At 55.6% G+C, this 22,413-nt stretch carries 22 protein-coding genes; 10 read left to right on the forward strand and 12 right to left on the reverse strand.

All coding sequences use genetic code 11. From position 1 onward, the window contains the following. Positions 1-517 (forward strand): hypothetical protein (locus tag ACWIZX_RS04525; protein WP_448334939.1); only part of this gene is annotated, 517 nt, incomplete at its 5' end. On the opposite strand, the gene ACWIZX_RS04530 is transcribed toward ACWIZX_RS04525, so the two are convergent. Next, complete coding sequence (locus ACWIZX_RS04530) at positions 514-1,227, reverse strand: PilZ domain-containing protein (protein ID WP_448334940.1); 714 nt, start codon at positions 1,225-1,227, stop codon at positions 514-516. The genes ACWIZX_RS04525 and ACWIZX_RS04530 overlap by 4 nt on opposite strands. A 412-nt stretch (positions 1,228-1,639) precedes the next feature. Between ACWIZX_RS04530 and ACWIZX_RS04535 the strand changes: the two genes are divergently transcribed. Together ACWIZX_RS04535 and ACWIZX_RS04540 are read left to right on the forward strand one after the other, a co-directional pair. Next, on the forward strand, positions 1,640-2,665 hold the full coding sequence (locus ACWIZX_RS04535; RefSeq protein ID WP_448334941.1) for a hypothetical protein: 1,026 nt from the start codon (positions 1,640-1,642) through the stop codon (positions 2,663-2,665). 159 nt (positions 2,666-2,824) lie between these two features. Further along, entirely contained in the window at positions 2,825-3,760 is a 936-nt protein-coding gene (locus tag ACWIZX_RS04540; protein WP_322791591.1) for a 1-acyl-sn-glycerol-3-phosphate acyltransferase, read from the forward strand. Here ACWIZX_RS04540 and ACWIZX_RS04545 read toward each other — a convergent pair. Beyond that, a complete protein-coding gene (locus ACWIZX_RS04545) occupies positions 3,731-4,348 on the reverse strand; it encodes a DNA-3-methyladenine glycosylase (RefSeq protein WP_448334942.1) in 618 nt (205 codons plus the stop codon). The two genes, ACWIZX_RS04540 and ACWIZX_RS04545, sit on opposite strands and share 30 nt — an antisense overlap. Positions 4,349-4,396: 48 nt before the next feature. Here ACWIZX_RS04545 and guaB point away from each other — a divergent pair, with 48 nt between their 5' ends. Genes guaB through ACWIZX_RS04575 form a run of 6 tightly spaced genes read left to right on the forward strand, consistent with a single transcriptional unit; the run spans position 4,397 to position 12,089 of the window. After that, positions 4,397-5,851, forward strand: coding sequence for an IMP dehydrogenase (gene guaB / locus ACWIZX_RS04550; protein ID WP_322791593.1), 1,455 nt, complete (start codon positions 4,397-4,399; stop codon positions 5,849-5,851). Between the two features lie 17 nt (positions 5,852-5,868). After that, positions 5,869-6,804, forward strand: coding sequence for a Gmad2 immunoglobulin-like domain-containing protein (locus tag ACWIZX_RS04555; protein WP_448334943.1), 936 nt, complete (start codon positions 5,869-5,871; stop codon positions 6,802-6,804). Positions 6,805-6,829: 25 nt separating this feature from the next. Then, positions 6,830-8,050, forward strand: a complete 1,221-nt coding sequence (locus ACWIZX_RS04560; RefSeq protein ID WP_448334944.1) for a thiolase family protein — start codon at positions 6,830-6,832, stop codon at positions 8,048-8,050. Next, positions 8,043-9,047: an NAD-dependent epimerase/dehydratase family protein gene (locus ACWIZX_RS04565; protein ID WP_448334945.1), complete on the forward strand. Its 1,005-nt coding sequence runs from the start codon at positions 8,043-8,045 to the stop codon at positions 9,045-9,047. Before ACWIZX_RS04560 ends, ACWIZX_RS04565 begins: the two co-directional genes overlap by 8 nt. Continuing rightward, positions 9,044-10,780 carry an ABC transporter permease gene (locus ACWIZX_RS04570; RefSeq protein ID WP_322794264.1) on the forward strand — a complete coding sequence of 579 codons (1,737 nt, stop codon included), beginning with the start codon at positions 9,044-9,046 and terminating at the stop codon, positions 10,778-10,780. The genes ACWIZX_RS04565 and ACWIZX_RS04570 overlap by 4 nt, the downstream gene beginning before the upstream one ends. A 4-nt stretch (positions 10,781-10,784) precedes the next feature. Continuing rightward, on the forward strand, positions 10,785-12,089 hold the full coding sequence (locus ACWIZX_RS04575) for an ABC transporter ATP-binding protein (RefSeq protein WP_448334946.1): 1,305 nt from the start codon (positions 10,785-10,787) through the stop codon (positions 12,087-12,089). Between the two features lies 1 nt (position 12,090). On the opposite strand, the gene ACWIZX_RS04580 is transcribed toward ACWIZX_RS04575, so the two are convergent. The 10 genes from ACWIZX_RS04580 to ACWIZX_RS04625 form a co-directional block, all read right to left on the reverse strand. Continuing rightward, entirely contained in the window at positions 12,091-13,491 is a 1,401-nt protein-coding gene (locus ACWIZX_RS04580) for an ADP-ribosylglycohydrolase family protein (RefSeq protein WP_448334947.1), read from the reverse strand. After that, positions 13,488-14,384, reverse strand: a complete 897-nt coding sequence (locus tag ACWIZX_RS04585) for an ABC transporter permease (RefSeq protein WP_322794429.1) — start codon at positions 14,382-14,384, stop codon at positions 13,488-13,490. Before ACWIZX_RS04585 ends, ACWIZX_RS04580 begins: the two co-directional genes overlap by 4 nt. Continuing rightward, complete coding sequence (locus tag ACWIZX_RS04590) at positions 14,381-15,418, reverse strand: ABC transporter permease (RefSeq protein WP_322794430.1); 1,038 nt, start codon at positions 15,416-15,418, stop codon at positions 14,381-14,383. The genes ACWIZX_RS04585 and ACWIZX_RS04590 overlap by 4 nt, the downstream gene beginning before the upstream one ends. Next, on the reverse strand, positions 15,415-16,953 hold the full coding sequence (locus ACWIZX_RS04595; RefSeq protein WP_448334948.1) for an ABC transporter ATP-binding protein: 1,539 nt from the start codon (positions 16,951-16,953) through the stop codon (positions 15,415-15,417). The genes ACWIZX_RS04590 and ACWIZX_RS04595 overlap by 4 nt, the downstream gene beginning before the upstream one ends. Before the next feature lie 84 nt (positions 16,954-17,037). After that, complete coding sequence (locus tag ACWIZX_RS04600) at positions 17,038-18,072, reverse strand: BMP family ABC transporter substrate-binding protein (RefSeq protein WP_322793176.1); 1,035 nt, start codon at positions 18,070-18,072, stop codon at positions 17,038-17,040. 181 nt (positions 18,073-18,253) lie between these two features. After that, positions 18,254-19,042, reverse strand: a complete 789-nt coding sequence (locus ACWIZX_RS04605; RefSeq protein ID WP_448334949.1) for an Ig-like domain-containing protein — start codon at positions 19,040-19,042, stop codon at positions 18,254-18,256. A 3-nt stretch (positions 19,043-19,045) separates the two neighbouring features. Further along, positions 19,046-19,843, reverse strand: a complete 798-nt coding sequence (locus ACWIZX_RS04610; RefSeq protein ID WP_448334950.1) for an ABC transporter permease subunit — start codon at positions 19,841-19,843, stop codon at positions 19,046-19,048. Between the two features lie 5 nt (positions 19,844-19,848). Next, positions 19,849-20,778, reverse strand: a complete 930-nt coding sequence (locus ACWIZX_RS04615; protein WP_322791828.1) for an ABC transporter ATP-binding protein — start codon at positions 20,776-20,778, stop codon at positions 19,849-19,851. Positions 20,779-20,950: 172 nt separating this feature from the next. After that, a complete protein-coding gene (locus tag ACWIZX_RS04620; protein WP_448334951.1) occupies positions 20,951-21,310 on the reverse strand; it encodes a hypothetical protein in 360 nt (119 codons plus the stop codon). Beyond that, a complete protein-coding gene (locus ACWIZX_RS04625) occupies positions 21,311-21,931 on the reverse strand; it encodes a GTP 3',8-cyclase MoaA (RefSeq protein ID WP_448334952.1) in 621 nt (206 codons plus the stop codon). It lies immediately after the preceding gene. Between the two features lie 233 nt (positions 21,932-22,164). Between ACWIZX_RS04625 and ACWIZX_RS04630 the strand changes: the two genes are divergently transcribed. Then, positions 22,165-22,410, forward strand: coding sequence for a 4Fe-4S dicluster domain-containing protein (locus tag ACWIZX_RS04630; RefSeq protein WP_322794364.1), 246 nt, complete (start codon positions 22,165-22,167; stop codon positions 22,408-22,410). Positions 22,411-22,413: the final 3 nt, after the last annotated feature.

A 22,413-nucleotide genomic window follows, 5' to 3' on the forward strand; every position in this document is an offset into this window, starting at 1 on the left:
GCGCAAGATATGGCTGTGGCTGCTGGTGCTGCTGCTGGTGCTGGCAGCGGCTGGCTGGGCGGCGTTTTTGGACTGGCTGCGGCGAAGAAGGGCATGGCATCCAGCCGCAGCCCAATTACTGGTGCAGGGCGTACTGGTAGCCCTGTTGCTCCTGGCGCTGCCATGGGCGTGGCAACGCGGCAGCCGCCTTGCCGTGCCGGCCGCCGCCGAAAGGACGGCAGATTGGATTGCTGCGCGTCTGGATGAGCAGGGAGCCGTGGTGGCGGATGGTATGGATGCGCCGCCACTGTGGTATTACCTGCTTCGCGCCGGCGGCGAAGCGGCGTGGTTCGATAAACTCAACCAGCGCGAAACCATCAGTCAGGCTTATGTCGTGGTCAATGCTCAGGACCCACAACAAAGCCTTGAATCGATTATTCGCACGACTGCAAACTGGCGCAAGCCGCTCGAAGAGCAGAACTGCCGGTTTGAAACAGAAATAGAACCCTATCGAATTTACCGCTGTTCAGACCCTTAGAAGTATAAATCGGCGGCGGTTTGGGGTTCCAGCTGTTCGTTGATCAGCTCATCGAGTTCGTTCATAATCTCCAGCTTGCGGCGGACAATGTAATTTTCCAACCAGCGGGTTTGTTCCTCGCTGGGGAAAATCCGCACTCCCAGGTACAACATGGTTGTGCCAACCCGGCGCCTGCAAACCACCTGGCCGTGAATGTCAATGGGGGTGGTGGGGGTCAGATCAAAGCGTAAATCCACCGGTGTGTTGACCAGTACATCAAAATGGGGCTGATCCCCAATGTAAAGCATCAAACCCGCGCCATGCAGTGAAATATCCCGCAAGGTTGCCGAGTAGATACGGTTGTGCAGTTTCAGCATGACCCCGATGGGGCGGTCGGGTTGGACGCGCTGCTCCATGCGGTCGAACCAAAGGTTGCCGTTGAAGGAAAAATCACTCAGTCTTAATTCCTGCGGGTGGGTATTAAGGAGTTGCGGTTTGGCGCGCACCGTTTCCGGCAGCACCCGTGAATAGAGGTAAACGGGGTCTCGCAGAGTCATGCAAACTTGCAGACGGGGAGCGCGGAAAGTGATAGAGTCCACCCCAATTTTGATTGGCTCAATGCGTTCGATGAAGTGTACCCCTTTGTAGGTGCTGACCAGGTTGAGCGGCACGCGCTGGAAAGCCAGCGATTTGACCGCTTGTAACGCATCATTCAGAAATGGGTATGACATCACAACCACCTCCCTGAAAATCTGGTAAAAAAATGACCCTTGCTGTAAGCAGGGTCACCTGGAATGGATCAGCAGAGATGCTCAATCAGGCGACCCGGTGACGAGCGCAACGAATAAGAACGAATAACGAAACGTGGAAACTGGGTGGTATGGACAACTTCTACTCCACAATCATAGTATAGCAAAAATTCGCTTCAATTTCTATCATTTTCCCTGAATTTTTAAGATTAAGGTTTGTTAATTTTCCTGTTTCGGTCACAGGACGGTAAATTTTATGGTGAAACTCTCTTAATCATCTGTTAGCCAATTTATAACGCTGCTTTAGCCATTAGTTGAACACACCTTAAACACGGCAGGGATACTTAAATTTGGAAACATTGTCTCAAAGACTGGCAGTGGAGGATGTGGCCGGATGGCAAAGAGAATTTTGCTGATTGGCGGATCGCTCAATCAAACCATGATGATGCATCAGATCGCCAAAGCATTACCCGAACACGAATGTGTGTTCACCCCTTTTTATGCGGAGGGTGTAATGAGCTGGGCAGCCGAAAAAGGGCTGCTGGATTTCACCATTCTTGGCGGGCGGCATCGCCGCGAAACGGAGGCATACCTCCGGCGTCATCATCTTCCGGTTGATTTCGGCGGGCAGCGGGGGAATTATGATCTGGTGGTAACCTGTACCGATTTGATCGTTCAGCAGAACATCCGCCGTAAGCCGATTGTGCTGGTGCAGGAAGGGATGACCGAGCCGGAGGGTTTGCGTTACCAGCTGGTCAAAGACCTGCGCCTGCCGCGCTGGCTGGCAAACACAGCGGCTACCGGCTTATCCAACGCGTACGAGGCTTTCTGCGTTGCCTCGGCTGGATACCGCGATTTGTTTATTCGCAAGGGAATCCGGCCGGAAAAGTTGTTCGTCACCGGCATCCCGAACTACGACAATGCCCGGCAATACCTGAATAATGATTTTCCTTATCACGGTTATGTGCTGGCAGCCACCTCTGCCAGCCGTGAAACCGGAAAATTGCACAACCGCCTGGCTTTCCTGCAGCGGGCATTGCAAGTTGCCAACGGTAAACCACTTTTTATCAAACTGCACCCCAATGAAAATTTTGAACTGGCGATGCTGGAAATCAAGATGATTGCCCCACAGGCAACCGTTTTCACCGAGGGTAATGTTCATCACATGATTGCCAATTGCGATGCGCTGGTAGCCGAAAATTCAACCGTCATTTACACGGCGCTGGCTTTAGGTAAACCGGTGTATGCCGAGGTAGATGTTGAGCAGTTAAAGCGGCTGCTGCCGCTTCAGAATGGCGGTACTTCTGCCGAAAAAATTGCCAATGTCTGCCGTTATATTCTTGCCCTGCCGGAGCGGAAACGCCGCCGCGTGATGCGTCGTTACCGTTTGCATCTGGCCCGTCAGGCTTTACATAGTTAACGTGAGTTCGGGTTATGTTCAAAATCCGGCAAGTAAAGCAATTACCCCCTCCCGCTTCCCCCTAAATCGCTGGGGCGATTTAGGGGGAGGTGCAGGTGGGGGTCAAACATTCTCAAAGGATTAGGAAGAGGATTTATCCCGAACTGAGGTTAGTTAGCCATGACAACGAGTGAGATTCCTGTGCTTTATTCCCCTTCCCCGTCCAGTGTCGAAGAACTGCACGCCGCACTGGAGTATGAGGTCTTTCGGGTTTCGGGCTGGTCGGCGGACGACTGGCGGCGAAGACTGTTCCGGGCGTTGCTGAATCGCCCGCTCCACCGGCTGGCGGGGGTGTTGACCGCGCTGGATGAGGATACCCGCCGCTTTGGTCTGACGGTAGGGTTGACCCGTTTTCTGGAACATTTTGCCTGTAATATCGAATGGGCAGCCGAAGAGCCTATTCCTCAAAAAGGGCCGTTGATTGTTGCCTGCAATCATCCCGGCACGTTTGATGGATTTGTGCTTGCCAAATTGTTGCAGCGTGAGGACGTACGGGTAATTGCCCGGGACATGCCGTTATTGCGGGGTTTGCCGCACATCAGCCGCCATCTCATTTTTTCAACACGGGATATGACCCAGCGGGCAGCCGTTCTGCGGGAGGTTATTCAGCATTTGAAAAATGGCGGCGTCTTGCTCACCTTTCCGCGCGGGACGATTGAACCTGACCCCGGCAGCATGGCCGGTGCAATGAGCGAGGTGCGTCACTGGCTGCCCAGCGTCGAATTGTGGCTGCGCAAGGTGCCGGAAACACGGCTGGTCATTGGAATCATCAGTCAGGTAACTGCGCCGCTGGCGTTGAAAGTGGGGCGATTATTCTTCCGCAAACCCTGGAATGCTCAGGTGGCCGCTGAGGTGATGCAGGTGGCTTTTCAGGTTCTGGCGCCAGAGCGGTGGAAAATTCAACCGCGGGTTACTTTTTCTGCACCGCTCAGCCTGAAAAAGTTGGAAATGGAATTGAACGGTGAACGGCGTTTATTCCCGTTGATTCAGGTTTATATCCTGCGCGCGATGGCCGAACACCAGCGTTTATTTTATGGGATTGACCTGCCCTGTTGAGTTGTCCAGGTTCAAGGTAAAACGCCAGGGCATGGATCTCCACGGTTCGGGCACGCGTTGAATGCCGATGCGCGCCGAGGGAAGAATGATGGCGCCCGGCGGAAGGGGCGCATCTTCAATCCACAATTGCGAAGCCGGGCTGGTCAGGTCGGCGCCGTTCAGACGGCCGTCAATATCCAGTGCGGTAGTCAGTTTGGCGGGGCCGTCGGTCCAGCGCGCCGGTGGCTGTCCGGCGCGGCGGCGTGCGATGATTTCGTTTCCCTCAAGGGGCTGTATGGCGCGGATGAGCACCGCCGCGGGGTATCCCTCTGCCATACAGACGACATTCAACAACCAGTGCATGCCGTAGGTGAAATAGACATACGCCCGGCCAGGCGGGCCGTACATCACCTTTGTCCGTGGGGTATAACCTGCGCGGGCATGACAGGCCAGGTCTTCTTCGCCGCGGTAGGCTTCGGTTTCGATGATGATTCCTCCCACCCGTTGACCCTCCACAAGGCGCACCAGCCGTTTGCCCAGCAGCTCCGCCGCGGCCGAAACAACATCCTGTTCGTACCAGTTTGGCGGTAAAATGGAACGTGACGACATGCCCGTATTGTACAACAATCCGCAGGATTTCTCAGCAGGAGGTGCGCGATGAATCTTCGCCCAGAGGTTGGATTGACCTTTGATGATGTGTTGTTGGTGCCCAAAAAATCTTCCATTCGCTCAAGACAGGATGTTTCAACCCAAACCCGCCTGACAAAGGACATTCAGTTGAACATACCGATTATCTCTGCCAACATGGATACGGTCACCGAGGCGCCGATGGCGATTGCGATGGCTCAGCAGGGTGGTTTGGGCATTCTGCACCGTTTTATGAGCATCGAGAGGCAGGCCGAGCAGGTGCGCAAGGTCAAACGCGCGGAGAGTCTGGTGGTGTTGAACCCGTTGACGATTTCCCCATCGGCTACGGTTGGCGAGGCGCGCCAGTTGATGAAAGCGGAGGATGTGGGCGGCCTGGTTGTGGTAGATGAACAAAACCGGGTGTTGGGACTGGTTGCAACCCGCGATGTGCTGCTGGCAATGGACGAATCGGCAGCAGTCAGCACGGTGATGACGCCGCGGGATCGGCTGGTTACCGCCCAAGCCGGGGCATCGCTTGAGTCGGCACGCCAGAAGTTATATGAGGCGCGCGTGGAAAAATTGCCGCTGCTGGATGAGGAAGGCCGGTTGGCGGGCCTGATCACGGTGCAGGATATCATCAAAATTCAGGATCACCCTTTTGCCACCAAAGACCAGCACGGGCGGTTGCGGGTCGGTGCAGCGGTTGGGGTCAAACCCGAAGATTTGGAAAGAGCAGCTGCCTGTGTGGAGGCCGGTGCAGACGTACTGGTGGTGGATATTGCCCATGGGCATTCCGAGCATACCCTTCAAATGGTCAGCCGCTTGAAGCGGGCTTTTTCCAGTGTCGCAGTGATTGCAGGAAACGTGGCGACAGCTGAAGGAGTGCGCGAGCTGGCCGGAGCCGGCGCGGATGTGGTCAAAGTTGGCGTTGGGGCCGGCTCGATTTGCATTACCCGGGTGGTGACCGGTTTTGGAGTGCCGCAACTGACCGCAGTGGCGGAGTGTGCCGAAGAGGGTCATCGTCTCAGCATCCCGATTATTGCCGACGGCGGGATGCGTACCTCCGGCGATGTAACCAAAGCCCTGGCTGCCGGGGCCAGCGCGGTCATGCTCGGTTCGATGCTGGCAGGCACCGATGAAGCGCCCGGCGCTGAAATTGTACGCCAGGGCCGGCGTTACAAAGTTGTGCGCGGCATGGCTTCGCTTTCCGCCAATGTTGAGCGGCGCAAGCTGGACAAGCCGTTGCAGGAAGAAGAATATTCTGAAGAATTGTGGAGTGAAGTTGTGCCGGAAGGGGTGGAGGCCCTGGTGCCGTACCGCGGAAAAGTGCGCGATATCCTGCATCAAATTGTGGGCGGGCTGCGTTCCGGAATGAGTTATGCCGGGGCGCACAACTTGCAGGAACTCTGGCAAAATGCCGAATTTATCCGCATCACCCCTGCCGGGCAAAAAGAATCCGGTGCGCATGATGTGGATTTGATTTAGAAAGGAGGAAACCAGCCATGTGGCAAAGGTTATTGGTTCTGTTGCTGTTGCTGGGGATAACAGCTGCCTGCAATCTGCCGCTGAGCCTTGCGGTAACCCCTACCGGGGAGGAAACTCTGGCTGCCTCGTCTTCACCCCTGCCGCAGGCAACCTCAACCCCGGTTCTTCTCAGCAGTTCGGTGCTGGAAAACATGCTGTACACCTTGCCGGGATTTGTGGATCGTGAGCCGTTTTCCTTTCAATTAAAGGATGGCGAATTTCAAAGCGGTGAAGACCCGGCTGCCATTGATTTTATCAATGTGCGCCTGGGGGATGTAATTGCCTTTGGAGATTTAAACGGCGATGACCTGCCGGATGCAGCGGTTATTCTGGCAGCCAATTACGGGGGTACAGGTGTGTTTGTGTGGGTCGTGGCGGTGTTGAACCAGAACGGCAAAGCAGAGCAGGCAGCCGCCTTCCTGATTGATGACCGCCCGATGATTGAGCAGCTTTCCATTGAGAACAGCCGTATCCTTTTGGAGGGGCTGGTGCATGGGCCGAGCGATCCGGGCTGCTGCCCCAATCAACCCGTTCGTTGGGCGCTGCGGTTGATGCCTGCCGGGCTCAATCTGGTTTCTGCTTCAACACGCATTGGGGATTTGTGGAGAGAAATCAACCTTGAGTTACCGGTGGAGGACAGCCGGGTTGGTGAGCGGGTGGAAGTGCGCGGCGGTGTGCCGGTGATGCCTTTCGAAGCGACCCTGAACTACCGTGTCTATTCCGAAAACGGGGTAGAGTATCAGAACAGTTATATCATGGTGGATGCACCGGATTATGGGTATCCGGGGACATTTCAGAAAGAGATTGATCTGAGCGAAGTACCGCCGGGGGTGATTTATCTGGAAGTTTCCGAAATCAGCATGGCGGATGGCAGTGTGGTGGCGCTTACGAGTGTGCGTTTGATTCGCGAATAAAAAACGATTGACAGTGGGAGGTGTTATGTCCATTCCAGTGATCGTAGATGCAATCCGAACACCCATTGGGAATTTGGGCGGAGTTCTTGCGGCGGTGCGCCCGGATGATCTGGCGGCGCTGGTGCTGCGCGCGCTGATCGAGCGCAATCACCTGCCCGGCAGCGAGGTTGACGAGGTGTATCTGGGGTGTGCCAATCAGGCGGGGGAGGATAACCGCAATGTGGCGCGCATGGCAACTCTGCTGGCCGGTCTGCCGCCGGAGGTGCCGGCTTTGACGGTCAACCGCCTGTGCGCTTCGGGGCTGGCGGCGGTCAACCTGGCGGCACGTGCCATTTTGACCGGTGACGGTGGGGTTTTTCTGGCAGGCGGGGTGGAGAGCATGTCGCGTGCGCCGTATGCGCTGCCCAAGGCGGAAAAAGGTTTCCCCTTTGGTAACCTGACCGCCTGGGATACGGCGTTGGGCTGGCGTTTTCCGAACCCAAAAATGGAAGCCATGTACGGCATTGAAGCGATGGGAGAAACCGCCGAGAATCTGGCAGAGATGACCGCCATCCCGCGCGCCGAGCAGGATCGTTTTGCCCTGCAAAGCCACCAGCGAGCGGTAGCGGCGCAGGATGAAGGTCGTTTTACCGATGAAATTCTGCCCGTGGAGATTCCGCAACGCAAAGGCGAGCCGATTCGGGTGGTCAAGGATGAGCGCCCCCGCCGCGATACTACGCTCGAATCTCTGGCTGCCCTGCCACCCATTTTCCGCAAAGGCGGGACGGTGACGGCAGGAAATTCCTCCGGTTTGAATGACGGGGCGGCCGGGCTGCTGCTGATGAGCGAAAGCAAAGCCCGTCAACGGGGGCTGAAGCCAATGGCGCGCATCGTCAGCAGCGCGGCGGCAGGTGTGCTGCCGCGCATCATGGGCATCGGCCCGGTGCCGGCTGCCCGTAAAGCCCTGGCAAAAGCCGGGTTGAGTATGGAACAGATCGGGCTGGTGGAGATGAATGAAGCCTTTGCGGTGCAGGCACTGGCGGTCATCCGTGAATTGAAACTTTCGGAGGAAATCGTCAACGTCAACGGCGGTGCCATTGCCCTGGGTCATCCCCTGGGCTGCTCGGGAGCAAGAATTTTGACCACCCTATTATATGAAATGCGCCGGCGTGCGCCAACTCAGCCCCGCCCGTTTTACGGACTGGCCATGTTGTGTGTGGGGGTTGGGCAGGGTGAAGCCACGATTGTGGAGTGGCTGGATGACTAAAGCTTTGGTTACCGGCGCAAGCGGGTTCATTGGTTCAGCATTGTGCCGCGCCCTTCTGGAAGCCGGCTTTGAGGTGCGCGCCTTCCATCGTCCCACTTCCAATTTAATGCTCATCAAAGACCTGCCGCTCGAGCATGTGCTGGGCGATCTGAGCCGCCGGGAGAGTATTTTTCAGGCCATGCAGGGCGTGCAGGTGGTTTTTCATGCAGCGGCATGGATGGGCGGCGGCAGGGGCGACAGCGGCAGGCATTACACTGTTACGGTGGAAGGAACGCGTAATGTGCTTCAGGCTGCGCTGCAATGCGGCGTGGAACGGGTGGTTCACACCAGCTCGGCGGCGGCGCTGGGGGTCCCGGCGCAAATTCCGGGCAGCCAAAGCGCTTATTTGATGGATGAAACCCATACCTGGAATTACCCTGCCGGGCGCTGGCCCTATGCTTACGCCAAGTATCTGGCAGAGCTGGAAGTGCAGGCGGCCGTGGCGCGCGGGTTGGATGTGGTCATCCTCAACCCGACGCTGGTTATTGGGGCAGGGGATTTATACCGCCAATCGCGTTCTGTGGTAGTGCAGGCGGCGCAGCGACGCCTGCCGGTGGTGGTTGAGGGGGGATTGAATGTGGTTTCTCTGATGGATACGATTGCCGGACATCTGGCAGCGTTACAGCGCGGCCGGCGCGGGGAACGCTATCTCCTTGCCGGGCAAAACCTGACTGTTGTAAATCTGGTTGAGCGCATTGCTGCATCAGCCGGTGTTGCGCCACCCCGCACCGTGTTACCTGCCAGCCTGGTGCGCCGGGTAGCGCCGATTTATGCCCTGTTGGAAAACTGGTTACCTTTACCGGTTTCGGCATCCGAATTGTACCTGACTGGCCGTTATTTTTATTACGATGCTCAAAAAGCAAAAAGTGAGTTAGAATGGGCGTGTTGTGTGGAAGTTGACCACGCCATCCGTGAAGCGCTGGAATGGTCAAGAGAAAAAGGTCTGCTAGCACAATGAAAAAGCCCCAACTGACTTTCCGCCAAAATTTCGATCCTCAACGCTCCGGCCTGCGAAGCCTGCAATGGGTAGACTGGCTGGTGCTGATTGGGATCATTGTGTTGATTTATGCCGGAGTACGACTGGCGGCCAATGCTCCCGCAGTGGTCACGGGAAGAGAAATTTCGCTGGAGCCAACCCGCCTGCCGTGGTATGCCCTCTTTTCCATTCTGAGAATGCTGGGGGCGTATCTCCTCTCGGTGGTGTTCACCCTGATCTACGGACGGGTGGCGGCATATAATCGCCGCGCCGAAAAAGTGATGATGCCGCTGCTGGATGTGCTGCAAAGCGTGCCGATACTGTCCTTTTTGCCGGTGGTTTTGCTGGGTCTGAGCGCCATCCTGCCGCAGAACATTGCCGCTGAGCTTGCTTCGGTAGTGCTGATTTTTACCAGTCAGGTGTGGAATCTGACCTTTGCGTGGTATCAGTCCCTCACCACCATTCCCAAAGAATTGCGCGAAGCCAGCGCCATTTTTCGCTTGAACAGCTGGCTGCGCTTTAAAAATCTGGAACTGCCTTTTGGGATGATCAGCCTGATCTGGAACAGCATGATGTCGTGGGCGGGTGGCTGGTTCTTCCTGATGGCTGCCGAGATTTTTACCGTCGGTCAGCGCGATTTCCGCCTGCCGGGGTTGGGCGCTTATTTACATGAAGCCTCGCTGCAGGGCGATTTACAGGCAGTCGGTTATGGGTTGGCTGCCTTAATTCTGGTGATTGTGGCTTTGGATCAACTGGTCTGGCGGCCTCTCATCGCCTGGTCAGACCGCTTCAAGGTCGAGATGGTCGAAAGCGACAATCCGCCCACTTCGTGGTTTTATTCGCTGATGTCCAGTTCCAGGTTGGCGCGTTTTCTGGGTGAGCGCTTGTTTTCACCGCTCAATGAACGGGTTGACCGCTGGTTGATGCGCCGCTTTCCGGTGGAACAAGAGGAACGCCCGCCATCCCGCTGGCAGATGTGGGCCGGCCGATTGTTGGCAATTGCGGTGCTGGTCCTGCTGGGATACGGAGCGATTCGGGCGGTGCTGATGCTAACCCAAGTGGATGGAAGCGAGTGGGGACAAATTGGTCTGGGGGTGGTGGCTACGGCGGTGCGGGTTGGGCTGGCTTTGTTGATTGCCCTGCTTTGGACCATACCCGTGGGTGTGCTGATCGGCACCAATCAACGCTTTGCCAGTGTTGTCCAGCCGATTGTTCAGGTGGCGGCCTCAGTTCCGGCAACCGCGCTTTTCCCGGTATTGTTGTTGTTCATTTTGCAGCTGCCGGGCGGGTTGAATCTGGCAGCCGTGTTGTTGATGTTGATGGGAACCCAGTGGTATTTGCTCTTCAATGTCATTGCCGGGGCGAATGCCATCCCGCAGGATTTGAAATACACTACCGCTCTGCTGGGGTTGAAAGGCTGGCAGCGCTGGCGTACCTTAATCCTGCCGGCATTATTCCCGTATCTGATTACCGGCGCTATCACTGCCAGCGGCGGCGCCTGGAACGCCAGCATTGTGGCGGAATATGTAACCTTCAGTGGCAAGGTTCAGCAGACAACCGGCATTGGGGCGGTCATCTCCCATGCTACCGATCAGGGTAACTATCCCCTCTTGCTGGCGGGTACGCTGGTGATGGTGGTGGTGGTTGTGTTGATTAACCGGCTGGTATGGCGCCCGCTTTATCGCCAGGCGGAAGAAATTTACCGGATGGAGTGAACAGATGAGCAACGATACGGTTTTACTTGAACTCCAAAATGTTTCTCAGCTATATGGTAGCGGCGAAAAACGCTTTGTGGCGGTGGATAAAGTTAACCTGACGGTGCGGGAAGGCGAGTTTGTTGCCCTGTTGGGACCTTCGGGCTGCGGAAAAAGCACTTTACTGCGCATCATCACCGGTTTGCAAAAAGCTTCGGAAGGCAGTGTGTTTTACCGCGGTCAAAAATTAATGGGGGTCAATCCCTATGCTTCCATTGTTTTCCAGACCTTTGCACTTTTTCCATGGCTGACGGTGCAGGAGAATGTGGAACTGGCGCTCAAAGCGCGCGGGGTGGAGGTGGAAAACCGCCGCCGACTGGCGCTTGATTTGATTGACCGTGTCGGTCTGGATGGTTTCGAGAATGCCTATCCGCGGGAACTTTCCGGTGGGATGCGCCAAAAGGTGGGCTTTGCGCGTGCCATGGCGGTTGAACCGGAGCTGCTTTGCCTGGATGAGCCGTTTTCAGCGCTGGATATACTGAGCGCCGAATCCCTGCGGGGCGAGCTGCTCGAATTGTGGTTGAGCGGCAATATCCCGACCCGTGCCATCCTGATGGTCAGCCACAACATCGAAGAGGCGGTCTTTATGGCCGACCGCCTGGTGTTGATGGACAAAAATCCCGGGCGGGTGGTTGCCGATTTTGAAGTCAATCTGCCGCACCCGCGCCAGCGCAAATCTCCGGAATTTCAGGCAGTGGTGGACCGTACCTACGGCATTCTTGCCGGTCAGACCATGACCGAAGCCGAAGAATTGGGCTCAGCGCCGGGTGAACCGGGTACAACGCGCGCCCTGCCGGAAATCAGCATCAGCGATCTTACCGGTATGCTGGAACACATTGCGGAAAATCACAAAGACGGTGCCGATATTTACCGGCTGGCAGAGGAACTTTCGATTGACTCGGATCATCTGCTGCGGTTGACGGAGGCGGCTGAATTACTGCGCTTTGCGACTATTCAAAAAGGCGATATTACCCTGACCGTGCTGGGTGAAACCTTTGCAGAGGCCAGCATTCTGGCGCGTAAGGAAATTTTTGCCACCCGCATCCGCCGCCTGCCGATTTTCCGCTGGATTTTCAACCTGCTGCGTTCGGCGGATAATCAGCAACTGAAATGGAATGTGATTCAAACAGCGCTGGAACTGGAATTTCCGCCCGAAGAAGCCGAAAAGCAGCTCGAAACGGTGGTGGATTGGGGCCGTTACGCTGAGGTGCTGGGTTATGACGATAAAAGCGAGACGATTTACCTCGAAAGCGCACCCATTGCGGTTTGATTTAACTGGATTTTATTAATCGCCATGTCCGCTCGGCAAGGCTGCGGATGGAGAGATGTTCTTTGCCGCGCAGGTAGGTTTCCAGCGTGTCGTGCAGCGGATCGGCCCATTGGGCGGGTGTGCCGCTCATGATTCCCAGCAGTGTGCCAACCAGACCGGCGTTGCAGTCCACATCCAGCCCGGCGTGAGCAAGCCAGCGGAAGGCAGCCGTCATCTCGCCGTTGCAGTGCCACAGAGCAAATAAATCAGCGGCCAGGTTGGGGTAGGCGTGGATCCAGTTGTACTCCTCAAAGCGGGTGTCCAGTTTCTGCCAGGCTTCCAGCGGGTCGGGTGTTGCCGAGAGCGTTTGCAAGACCTCACGGGCAACTGCCACATATTCACTGCGCTGCGGCAGGTAGTTCAGACCTTCTTCCAGCATGGCGCTCAGGTCATTACGTACAAAGGCAAGCGCGGTTAACACAGCCGCATATATGCCGCCGTAAACGCCGTTGGCGGCATGGGAAACGCACCCATCCACAAAAGCCAGCCGGGCGGCTTCCAGAGGCCAGCCGGGCGCAAGCAGGCCGCATACCATCCCGCGCATTTGCGCACCAATCCAGTCATTGTACGGATTGCGAAAAGCACCCGAAAGCGGCGGCATAAATCCCATGCTCAGATTGTTCAGCGCAACCCACTCGGCTGACCAGCCAAACGGGATCTGGCGCAGCCATTCCAGACCGAGGTCTATCGAGGTGAGGTTCCTGCCGTGTTTTTCAAACACATCCAGAAAGACCAGTTCATAAACCACATCATCGTTGACCGTTTCGGGTTCGGTCAGGTAGCCCTCAATCACGCCGTACACTTTTTGAATCTGGCTGGAATGATAGCCCTCGATGGCGGTGCCAAAACTGCCGCCGGCCAGCTGCCCCAACCAGCCATGCAGGATTCGCTCCGGCACTTCTTTGTAAGGCAGCTTTTCTGGCTGAGTTGCGGGATTCTTCATGTTGGAGAAGATACTTTCCCAATCCATCGGGCGTTGATATTGCCAGTAAGAATGGGTGGGAATGCGGGGGGCATTGTGCAAGGCACTCAACAGGCGGGCGGTGTGGGCACGCAGGTCATCGCGGCGGTTTTCGGCTGCCAGTTGCAGCCCTTCCGGCAGCAGAGCCTCCGCTTCGCTGACATCAAAGCCCTGATTGTAGCGCGACTGTACCATTTCCACATAAGGGATTTCCGGCGCGCCGGAACCGGGTACGCGCGCATTCCAGAACAGAGCGATCAGGTCATCTCCATGCGGAAAGACGGTATTGCTGTCATACCACTGGCTGGAATGAACGCGCCGGTCGAGCGGGACGGCATTCAGGCGGATGGCGCGGTCAATTTGCCAGGCGCGGGCGGGCAGAGGATGGGGTAATTCAATCATGCGTTTTTCAACCTCCGTTTACGGGCAGCGTAGAAGTAGAGGGCGATCAGAGTTGCCACATAGGGCACCATGGCCGTGAACTGGGCAGGGACACGGTAACCCTGCAGCAACAAGCCCAGCCCATCCGAAAAACCAAACAACAGCGAAATCAGGGCGATGCCCAGCGGGTTGCCGTTGACCAGAATAATGGCTGCCAGCGAAATCCAGCCCCGCCCGGCGGACATGTTTTCGGCAAACAGGTTGACATAACCGAGCGAGAGGAATGCCCCGCCCAACCCGCACAGCACCCCGCAAGCCAGCAAAGAAAGGGCGCGCATACGGTTGGAAGGCACGCCGCTTGAATCCAGGCGGGCCGGGTTATAACCGGCTGCGCGCAGACGCAGGCCAAAGCGGGTTTGAAAGATCAGGTAGTAAGTCAAAATGGTGGCGATTACCGCTACCCAGACCATCAAATTCTGCCCTGACAGAATCTCACCAACCAGCGGAATGTTTTCGATCAGCGGCAAACGGATGGAGGGAATGGGTTGGATGGCCGGGTTGGAAAAGACACCCTTGACGCTGAAAATTTTGCGCAGCATGTAGGTGGTTGCCCCCACGGCAAACAAGTTCAGGGCGATGCCGGTTACAAACTCATCGGTTTTCAATACCACCGCAAAGAGAATAAATATCAGAGAAAGGAGCAAAGCCCCTGCCACCGCCAGTAGCACACCCACCAGCCATGAGCCGGTGTAATAGGAACCCAGCACGGCAAAGAAAGCGCCGGTCAGCAGCATACCTTCCATGGCAATGTTGAACACACCTGCGTAATAGGTGTAGGCGCCGCCCAACGCCGCCAGTAAAATGGGGGTTGCCCCGGAAATCATGCCGTTAATCAAGCCGAGGAGGATTTTCATGTGCGCACCTCCCTTGCCCGCCGGCGGGCTGCCAGTTGTTCCAGGGCAGTGTTCAGGTACTCGCGGCTGGCGACGATGACCAGCACCAGAAGGGCTTGCAGTACCTGTGAGATTTCATTGGGGACATTGGTGATTAATTCCATACCCAATGCGCCGGTTTGAATGGCGCTGAAGAACAAACCATACAGGAAGGTGGCAATCAGCCCATTGTTGGCGACAATGGCAATCATCACCCCATCCCATGCGTAGTTGGCGCCCAGCCCGCGAATGAAGCGGTGCGGCCCGCCCATCACCACCAGACCGCCTGCCAGCCCGGCCAGTGCGCCGGTTACCAGCATCACTGCCACAAAATTGCGGTTGATGTTGCAGCCGCCCAGCCGCGCAAACAACGCATTCTGGCCGGTGATGCGCCATTCGTAGCCGGCTTTCCAGCGGTTGAAGATGAACCAGGCCAGAACGACTGCGGCAAACATGAACAGAATCATGGTGTTAAATTCGCCCCACTTTGGCAGCCAGCCGTTGGGGTTGATTTGCGGGGTCATCGGCGAAAATGCTGCCGGGTCTTTGAACGGCGCAGTGATTGCCCAGGCGGTGAAGTAATCGGCAATCATATTCAACATGAGGGTGACGATGAACTCGCTCATGTCGAAGAAGCGCCGCAGCAGAGCAGCAATGCCCGCCCACAACATCCCTCCCAGCATGGCCAGCAGGGCAAGAACGGGAATCATCAGCGCAGGCGGCAGGTCAAGGTAAAGGCCGCCAACGGTGGCGAACAGGGCGCCCATCACCAGCTGGCCGGGCTGACCAAGGTTAACTACGCCGGAAGCAAACGCAATGGCTGCCGAAAGGCCGGGCAGTACCAGCGGAACGGCATTGCGCAGTGTGGTGGCAAAGGGATAATACCCAAACAGCGAATAGCGGAACAGTGACTCATAGGTTGCCAGCGGGTCGTAGCCCTGCAACAACAACAGGAATGCTCCCAGCAGCAAGGCAATCAGGATACCAATCAGGGCGTTGAGCAGTTTTTGTCTCATAGGCTTGCTTCCCGCCCTTCCAGCATCAACTGGCCTACTTCCTGTGGGTTGGTTTGTTCAACCGGCAAATTGCCCACCAGTTTGCCGCGGTACAGTACCAGAATGCGATCCGAAAGCAGGAAGATTTCCTCTAAATCGGCTGAAATCATCAGAATGGCGCGTCCTTCAGCGCGAATTCGCAAAATCTGGTCATGGATGTACTCCATTGAACCGACGTCCAACCCGCGGGTGGGCTGGTCGAGCAGGACGAAGTCACTTTGCAGCAGCAGTTCACGTCCGACGATGACTTTCTGCTGATTGCCGCCAGAAAGGGTGCGGAACGGCGCGCGCGGAGAAGACAGCACGACCGAAAATGCCTCAATCAACTGGCGGGTGAATTGCTGAGCGTAGCTGGAATTGAGCAACAACCCGTTCCAGCCGGAAAAGCGCGGGTTGAGCCGGTGATGAGTCATGATCGCGTCTTCCCAAACCGGCGCGGTCAGACTGGCGCCCATCTTACCGCGGTCTTGCGGGACGAACGAGATATGCTTGCGGCGCTCCAGAATGGAGGCGCGGGTAATATCCTGACCGCGAATCAGAATGCGCCCGCTGGTGGGGGATTGAATGCCCATCAGTGTGTTCACCAGCTCAAACTGGCCGTTGCCCTCCACACCTGCCACGCCCACAATTTCGCCGGCGCGGACTTCAAAGTTCAAATTATCCAGGCGTACCCGCCCGTGGTCTTCGCGCAGCGAGAGGTTTTCGACTTTTAAAATCGTTTCGCCGGCAGGCTGCGAGGTGCGCCGGCTGGTGAAAATCACCTCACGGCCGACCATCATGTGGGCCAGTTCCTGACGGGTGGTGCTGGCGGCATCTACCGTGTCCACCTTTTTCCCTTTGCGCATGACGGTGATGCGGTCGCTGAGTTCCAGCACTTCTTCCAGACGGTGGGAAATAAACAAAATGGTGTGTCCGCCATCGCGCAGGCGGTTGAGTTCGGCAAATAGCTGGGGAATTTCCTGCGGTGTCAACACCGCGGTCGGTTCATCTAAAATCAGGACTTCCACATTGCGGTAGAGCAGGGTGAGGATTTCCACCTTCTGACGGGCTGCCACGGAGATGTTTTCCACCCTGGCATCCGGGTCAAGGTTGAACTGAAACTCATCAATTTTCTGTCTGACCAGCTGGCGGGCGCGGTTGCGGTCAATTTTGCCCAGCCAGTTGACGGGTTCGATGCCCAGCACAATGTTTTCCCAAACGGTATATTCGGGAATGAGGACAATTTCCTGATGCACCATGCCAATACCGGCGGCAATGGCTTCCCCCGGTTCGCGGAAGTGGACGGATTTGCCCTTGTAGATTATCTCTCCAGAGTTGGCATGGGTCAGACCATACAACACCTTCATCAGGGTGCTTTTACCGGCCCCGTTTTCACCGACAATCGAGTGAATTTCGCCGCGCCGAAAGTCCACGGTCACATCATCCAGTGCCAGCACACTGGGCGGGTAAACTTTCACAATGCGGCGCATCTCAATCAGTGTCGAGTTGTTGGTCATCTTCGTGAAAATACCTTTAGGGAGATGGGTGAAGCAAGGCTTCACCCATCTCAATCAGGATTACATCCGATTTGGGCAGATTGCTTATTGCCAGACTTCCTGATTGTTGTACAGTTCAATTTTCAGGCTGCCGTCAATGATCTGCTGGCGCAGTGTCATCACCTGATCTATGATGGATTGGGGTAAAACCTGGATCTGGGCTTCGAGGGCAATATCCACACCGCCCTGAGCAATGCCGTACTTCAGCACCTGGCCGGGCTGGTAAGTGCCGTCGTTGATGGTCTTATAGACATCCTCGATGGCTTTCCCGACGTTCTTAATGTCGCTGGCGATCACATAACCGGGTTCGAGGTCGTTCTGGTTGGTATCCACACCAATGGCGTACAACTGGCGTTCACGGGCGGCCTGTAACACGCCGATGCCGGCAGCGGCCGCAACCTGAAAGACTACATCCGCTTTCTGGTCATACAGCTGCAAAGCAGCCTGTTTACCGCGTGCGGAGTCATCCCAGGCGCCGCCCAGTGATTTCTTCAACACCTGAATTTCAGGGTCAACCGATTTTGCGCCGTTTTCGTAAGCAAAAATAAAGGCATTGACCACCGGGTCAACATCACCGCCGACTACGCCGATGATTTTATCGGCGTTGATATTCGGGATGCTGGTATCAAGGGTTGCCAGTCCGGCGACAACCCCGGCGAGGTAGGCGCTCTCTTCCTCGATGAAGTCCACCGAGGTGATGGTTTTCTTGCTGTTTTCAACGACCGTATCAATATTGACAAAGATTTTATTGGGATATTGATCGGCAAACTCTTTCAGTTGATCCTCAAAGCCGTAGGAAATCACAAAGATTACATCTGCGAAATCCACGGCGGCGCGCAAGGATGGTTCATACTTACCGGCATCAAAGTTGCATTCAATGGTGCGGGTTTCTACCCCGTACTGTCTGGCAATGTTGTCAATACCGGCTTTGCCGGAATCGTAGAAGGCGTTATCGCCCAGCGCGCCATTGATCAGATAAACGACCCGCTTGGGCTGATCCTGGGTGCTGGCTGCCGGTGCGCAGGCTGCCAGACTGAGGAGCAGAGCCACAATTAAAAGAATAAACAGGGGCTTTTTCATCTTCTATTCTCCTTAAGTACTCTTGTCGTGGAATGGTTTGGTTTCTCAAATTGAACCACCAAAAAATGACGGGAGAATTATACTCCCGTTCTTTGGCTTTATCCGAGAAGTTTGACAATTGTGTACGAGAGAGAGGGGGATGTTCCAGCCGCCTGGCGGACAGGCGGTTGGAGGTTTTGGATCACTCATGGAATCTGGATTGATCCAGTAATTCGCGCAGCTTTTCTTCTTCGCTCTTGGCTTTTGCCGGCAGGGCCTCTCTTTCGGCTTGCAGTTCGGCTGCTTCGGCAGCGCGTAACACATCCAGCGGTTGTCGGCGCATCAGGCTGAATTGTCCGCAGTTTTCGCAACGATCCAACCTGCCGACTGCCAGATTGATACTCCACAAGTGAAGGGGGGTTGGGCGCTGGCATTTGGGGCAAATCGCACCGCCTGCAACTCCATAATCGCGTGCTTGACCGGGGGCGTAGCGTCCGGCTGGTTTACCACGCAAGGCTAACATTTGCACTCCGCCGCCAATAAGAGACAACAACAGAACCACTCCCAACAGGGGAACGATGATTTTGAAGATCGCTTCTTTTTCGGCCTGACTGCTGGCAAATTCAAAGCGCCGTGGTGATAACGTTATCGTTGAGCCGTCCTTCAAAGTCAACCGGGCGCTCAGTTCGTGAACACCTTCGGGGTAACTGCCGGTATTGAAACGAAAACGGAAAGGCGCTTCGGTGATCGTTGCCATTTCCTCGCCATCCAACAGAAAAGTAACCGATGCCAGATGATCCTGATCACCTGAAATTTTGAGGGTGAAATCGCCGCGAATCTGGCTGCCGGCCGAAAAGCCGAAGTTGCGGTCCACCAGAAGCCGGTAACCTTCCTGTGCCATTACAGGGGAAGTCAGCAACAGGCTGAGGATTAGGGCGCTGGCAGTAATGGATAGGATTTGAAAGATTGAGAGAGAATGTTTTGTTTTCATAATTCACTTCCAACGGGTGAGAATGGTTTCACGCTGAAACAGGCGCGCACCGAGATAGATCAAAAAGATGTCGATCACAATCAGGGCAGTAATGACGATCAGCATCAATTGCTGGTTGATGACCAGCAAACCGGCTACCTGTCCAAACAGGAGTGCCAGCACCGGAACGATCAATACGGCTGCCATTTGTTCTGCAATGCGCGGGTCGTTGACGCGCGAGGAAACCATGATGGCAAAATTAACCGCGGCGATGGCCATCAGCGGTCCGACCACCAGCACGCCCAACAGCCAGGTCGGACCAAGCACATAGGCGCGTACCTGCTGGCTGGCGCCTGTCAATGGAATCAGAAGTTGAAAGATGAGGAAACACAGCCAGGTAGCCCCAACCGCGGGAATGGCGGCTGCCAGCGCTTTGCCGGTCAGCAGCTCTTCGGTGGAAATGGGGGTGGCCAGTAAAGGCTCAAGACTGCGGGTTGTTTTTTCGCCTACGATGCTGTACGCTGCAATGGTGATGGGAATGATCAACGGCAGCATCATATACAGAATCAGGAATTGATTGATGACATAGACCTGCATACAGGAGGCTGAATCCATATCCCCGCACACCGAGAGGAATAATTCAGGCAGGTCAGCCATATCCCCGCCGGGCAGGGTGCTTCCGGCGGTTGCATACAGCATGATCAGCGGCAGGGCAGTAAAGAGCAGCGGCATTAAGACAATGGTGAACAAAACCATTTTGTTTTTGAACACTTCTGCCCATTCTTTATCAATGATGGTTCGAATATGTCGGAAGGACAACATGGCCATTACTCCTCTGCCTGCAACGTTTGCAGGTAAATATCTTCCAGTGAATGACGGATTTCGCCGACAAATTGCAGATCGGCGCCACATTCTACGAGAGCGCGAATCAGGGACGGGTTGTGCTCTTCCGGGTCATCCAGGCGCACGACCAGCCGGTTATCCACGCTGAAAACTTCTTTGACAAAATCAAAGCGGCGCAATACCTCTGCCCATTCCGGAATCAATTTTCGCAGATGGAAAACCACCCGCCGCCCGAACAAGCGCTGGCGCAGGTTTTCGGGGGTGTCCACGGCAATCAGGCGGGATTTGAAGATGCCGATGCGATCGCAAAGGCGGTCGGCTTCATCTAAATTGTGGGTACAGAGGAAGATGGTCCGCCCTTCGCTTTTTAACTCTTCAATAAAATCCCGCACCAGTTTGGCGGCTTCAGGATCCAGGCCGCTGGTGGGTTCATCCAGAAAAAGAACGCGCGGCTCGTGCAATAGAGCGCGGGCAATCGCCAGTTTCTGGCGCATCCCCTTACTAAAACTGCCCACTTCGTCCATGCGCCGGTTCCACAGGCCCAACATGCGCAGATATTTTTCAACCTGTCCTTTGACATCCTGTACATCGTAGAGATTGGCGTAAATGCTCAGGTTTTTCTCGGCGCTCAGACGTTCGTACATGCCGGGCGTTTCGGTCAGAATGCCGATGCTGCGCCGAATCCGGGTGTCATCGCGGCCGATTTGCAGGTTGTTAATGAAGGCGCGCCCGCTGGTGGGGCGAATCAAAGCTGCCAGCATGCGAACGGTGGTGGTTTTACCTGCGCCGTTGGGTCCTAAAAAGCCAAATACTTCCCCTTCATTTATCTCCAGGGTCAGGTCTTGCACGGCTTGAATGGGGGGTTGATTTTTACGCAGGATGAAAGTTTTCGTCAGGTTTTCTGTGCGAATCATAAATTTCTCTCCACGGGGTGGATAGTGCCAGTCTTCTTCGACCCCGATTATTGTATCATTGTATCAGAAAAATGGTATAAGGGAAGGGGGTTAAGACCAAAGCGCACCTCGACCAAAGGAGGAATTGAAGGCTGGTCAGGTGGAGAGGATAGGATGCTTGTGAGCCTGGCTATTAACCGCCTATTTCACTCATGGTCCGGTTGGTAGCAAAATTGCCTTCGGCAAGGCCGTGCCCCCATGGTTTGTGCCAGATGCCATCCAGGATAATCTGCCGCAGGTCTTCCAGCGTGGCGCCCTGCCGGAGTGGGGTGAGCAGGTCTACTTCCTTCTCGCGCAGCAGACACAGGCGCAGTTTGCCATCTGCCGTCAGGCGGGCGCGGGTGCAGGCGGCACAGAATGGCATGGAAACCGAGGCAATGAAGCCGATTTCCCCAACCGCATCGCGCAGCCGAAAGATACGGGCTTCGCCATCCAGTTGACCGTTATTCACCGGTTGCAACGGTCCAAGTTCGGCTTCAATACGGCTGATCATCTACTGGGTGGTGACCACTTGCTGCCGCTGTAATTCGGTTGCGCCGCCAAACGGCATCATCTCGATGAAACGAATCTGCCAGGGGAAGGTGCAGGAAAGGCGCGCCATGGGAACGACATCTTCTTCGTTAAAACCGCGCACAATGACCGCATTCAATTTAATTGGCTGCAGACCAGCCTGCTCAGCAGCCATGATTCCGGCCCACACTTTGTCAAACGATCCCCACCGGGTGATGGCTTTGAAACGAATCGGGTTGAGCGTATCCAGGCTGATGTTGACGCGTTGCAAGCCGGCTTCCTTGAGGGGTTGCGCCAGTTTTTCCAGCAGAACGCCGTTGGTGGTCATCGAAAGTGAACGCACTCCCGGTATGGAAGCTATCCCGCGCACCAGGTCAACGATTTTGGCGCGCACGGTCGGCTCACCGCCGGTCAGGCGGAATTTATCAAAGCCCAGGGAAGCGAACAGTCGAGCCAATAGCAGCACTTCGTCATCCTGCATCAGTTCGGGGTTAGGGCGAAAGGTCATATCCTCCGGCATGCAATATACGCAGCGCAGATTGCAGTGATCGGTCAGGCTGATGCGGAGATAATGGATGATGCGTCCGAAGCGGTCGAGGGCCATAGGAAATTAAAGACAGGGACCTTTTAATTTAGACTTATTATATCCGATTTTGGATGAATAAAGATTATTTTTCTAATTTTTACCCGATTAGACGCAAATTTATGGATGTTTGTTTCTCTTCCTTGTGATACCTGACACTACCTTTTGAACTCAAAGCGCAAGATAATGAAAATGCAGCCAGCATCGCCGTTTTGTATATATTCAATCCCCGTTCACGAAAAGGAGGAACAGCAATGCCCGTAAAGGGACGAATTATCGTCAATGAGGCTTACTGTAAGGGATGTGAACTGTGCGTAGATGCCTGTCCGCAGCAGGTCATTGCGCTTGATCCGGTGCGGATTACCGCCAAGGGCTACCACCCGGCAACGCTGGTACAGGAAGGCTGCACCGGCTGCGGCATTTGCGCCATTGTTTGCCCGGAAGCCGCCATCACGGTTTACCGAGAAGCAGCCAAAGCCCGTCAGGCAGCAGCCGCATAGAGG

The sequence above is a fragment of the Bellilinea sp. genome, assembly GCF_053501535.1.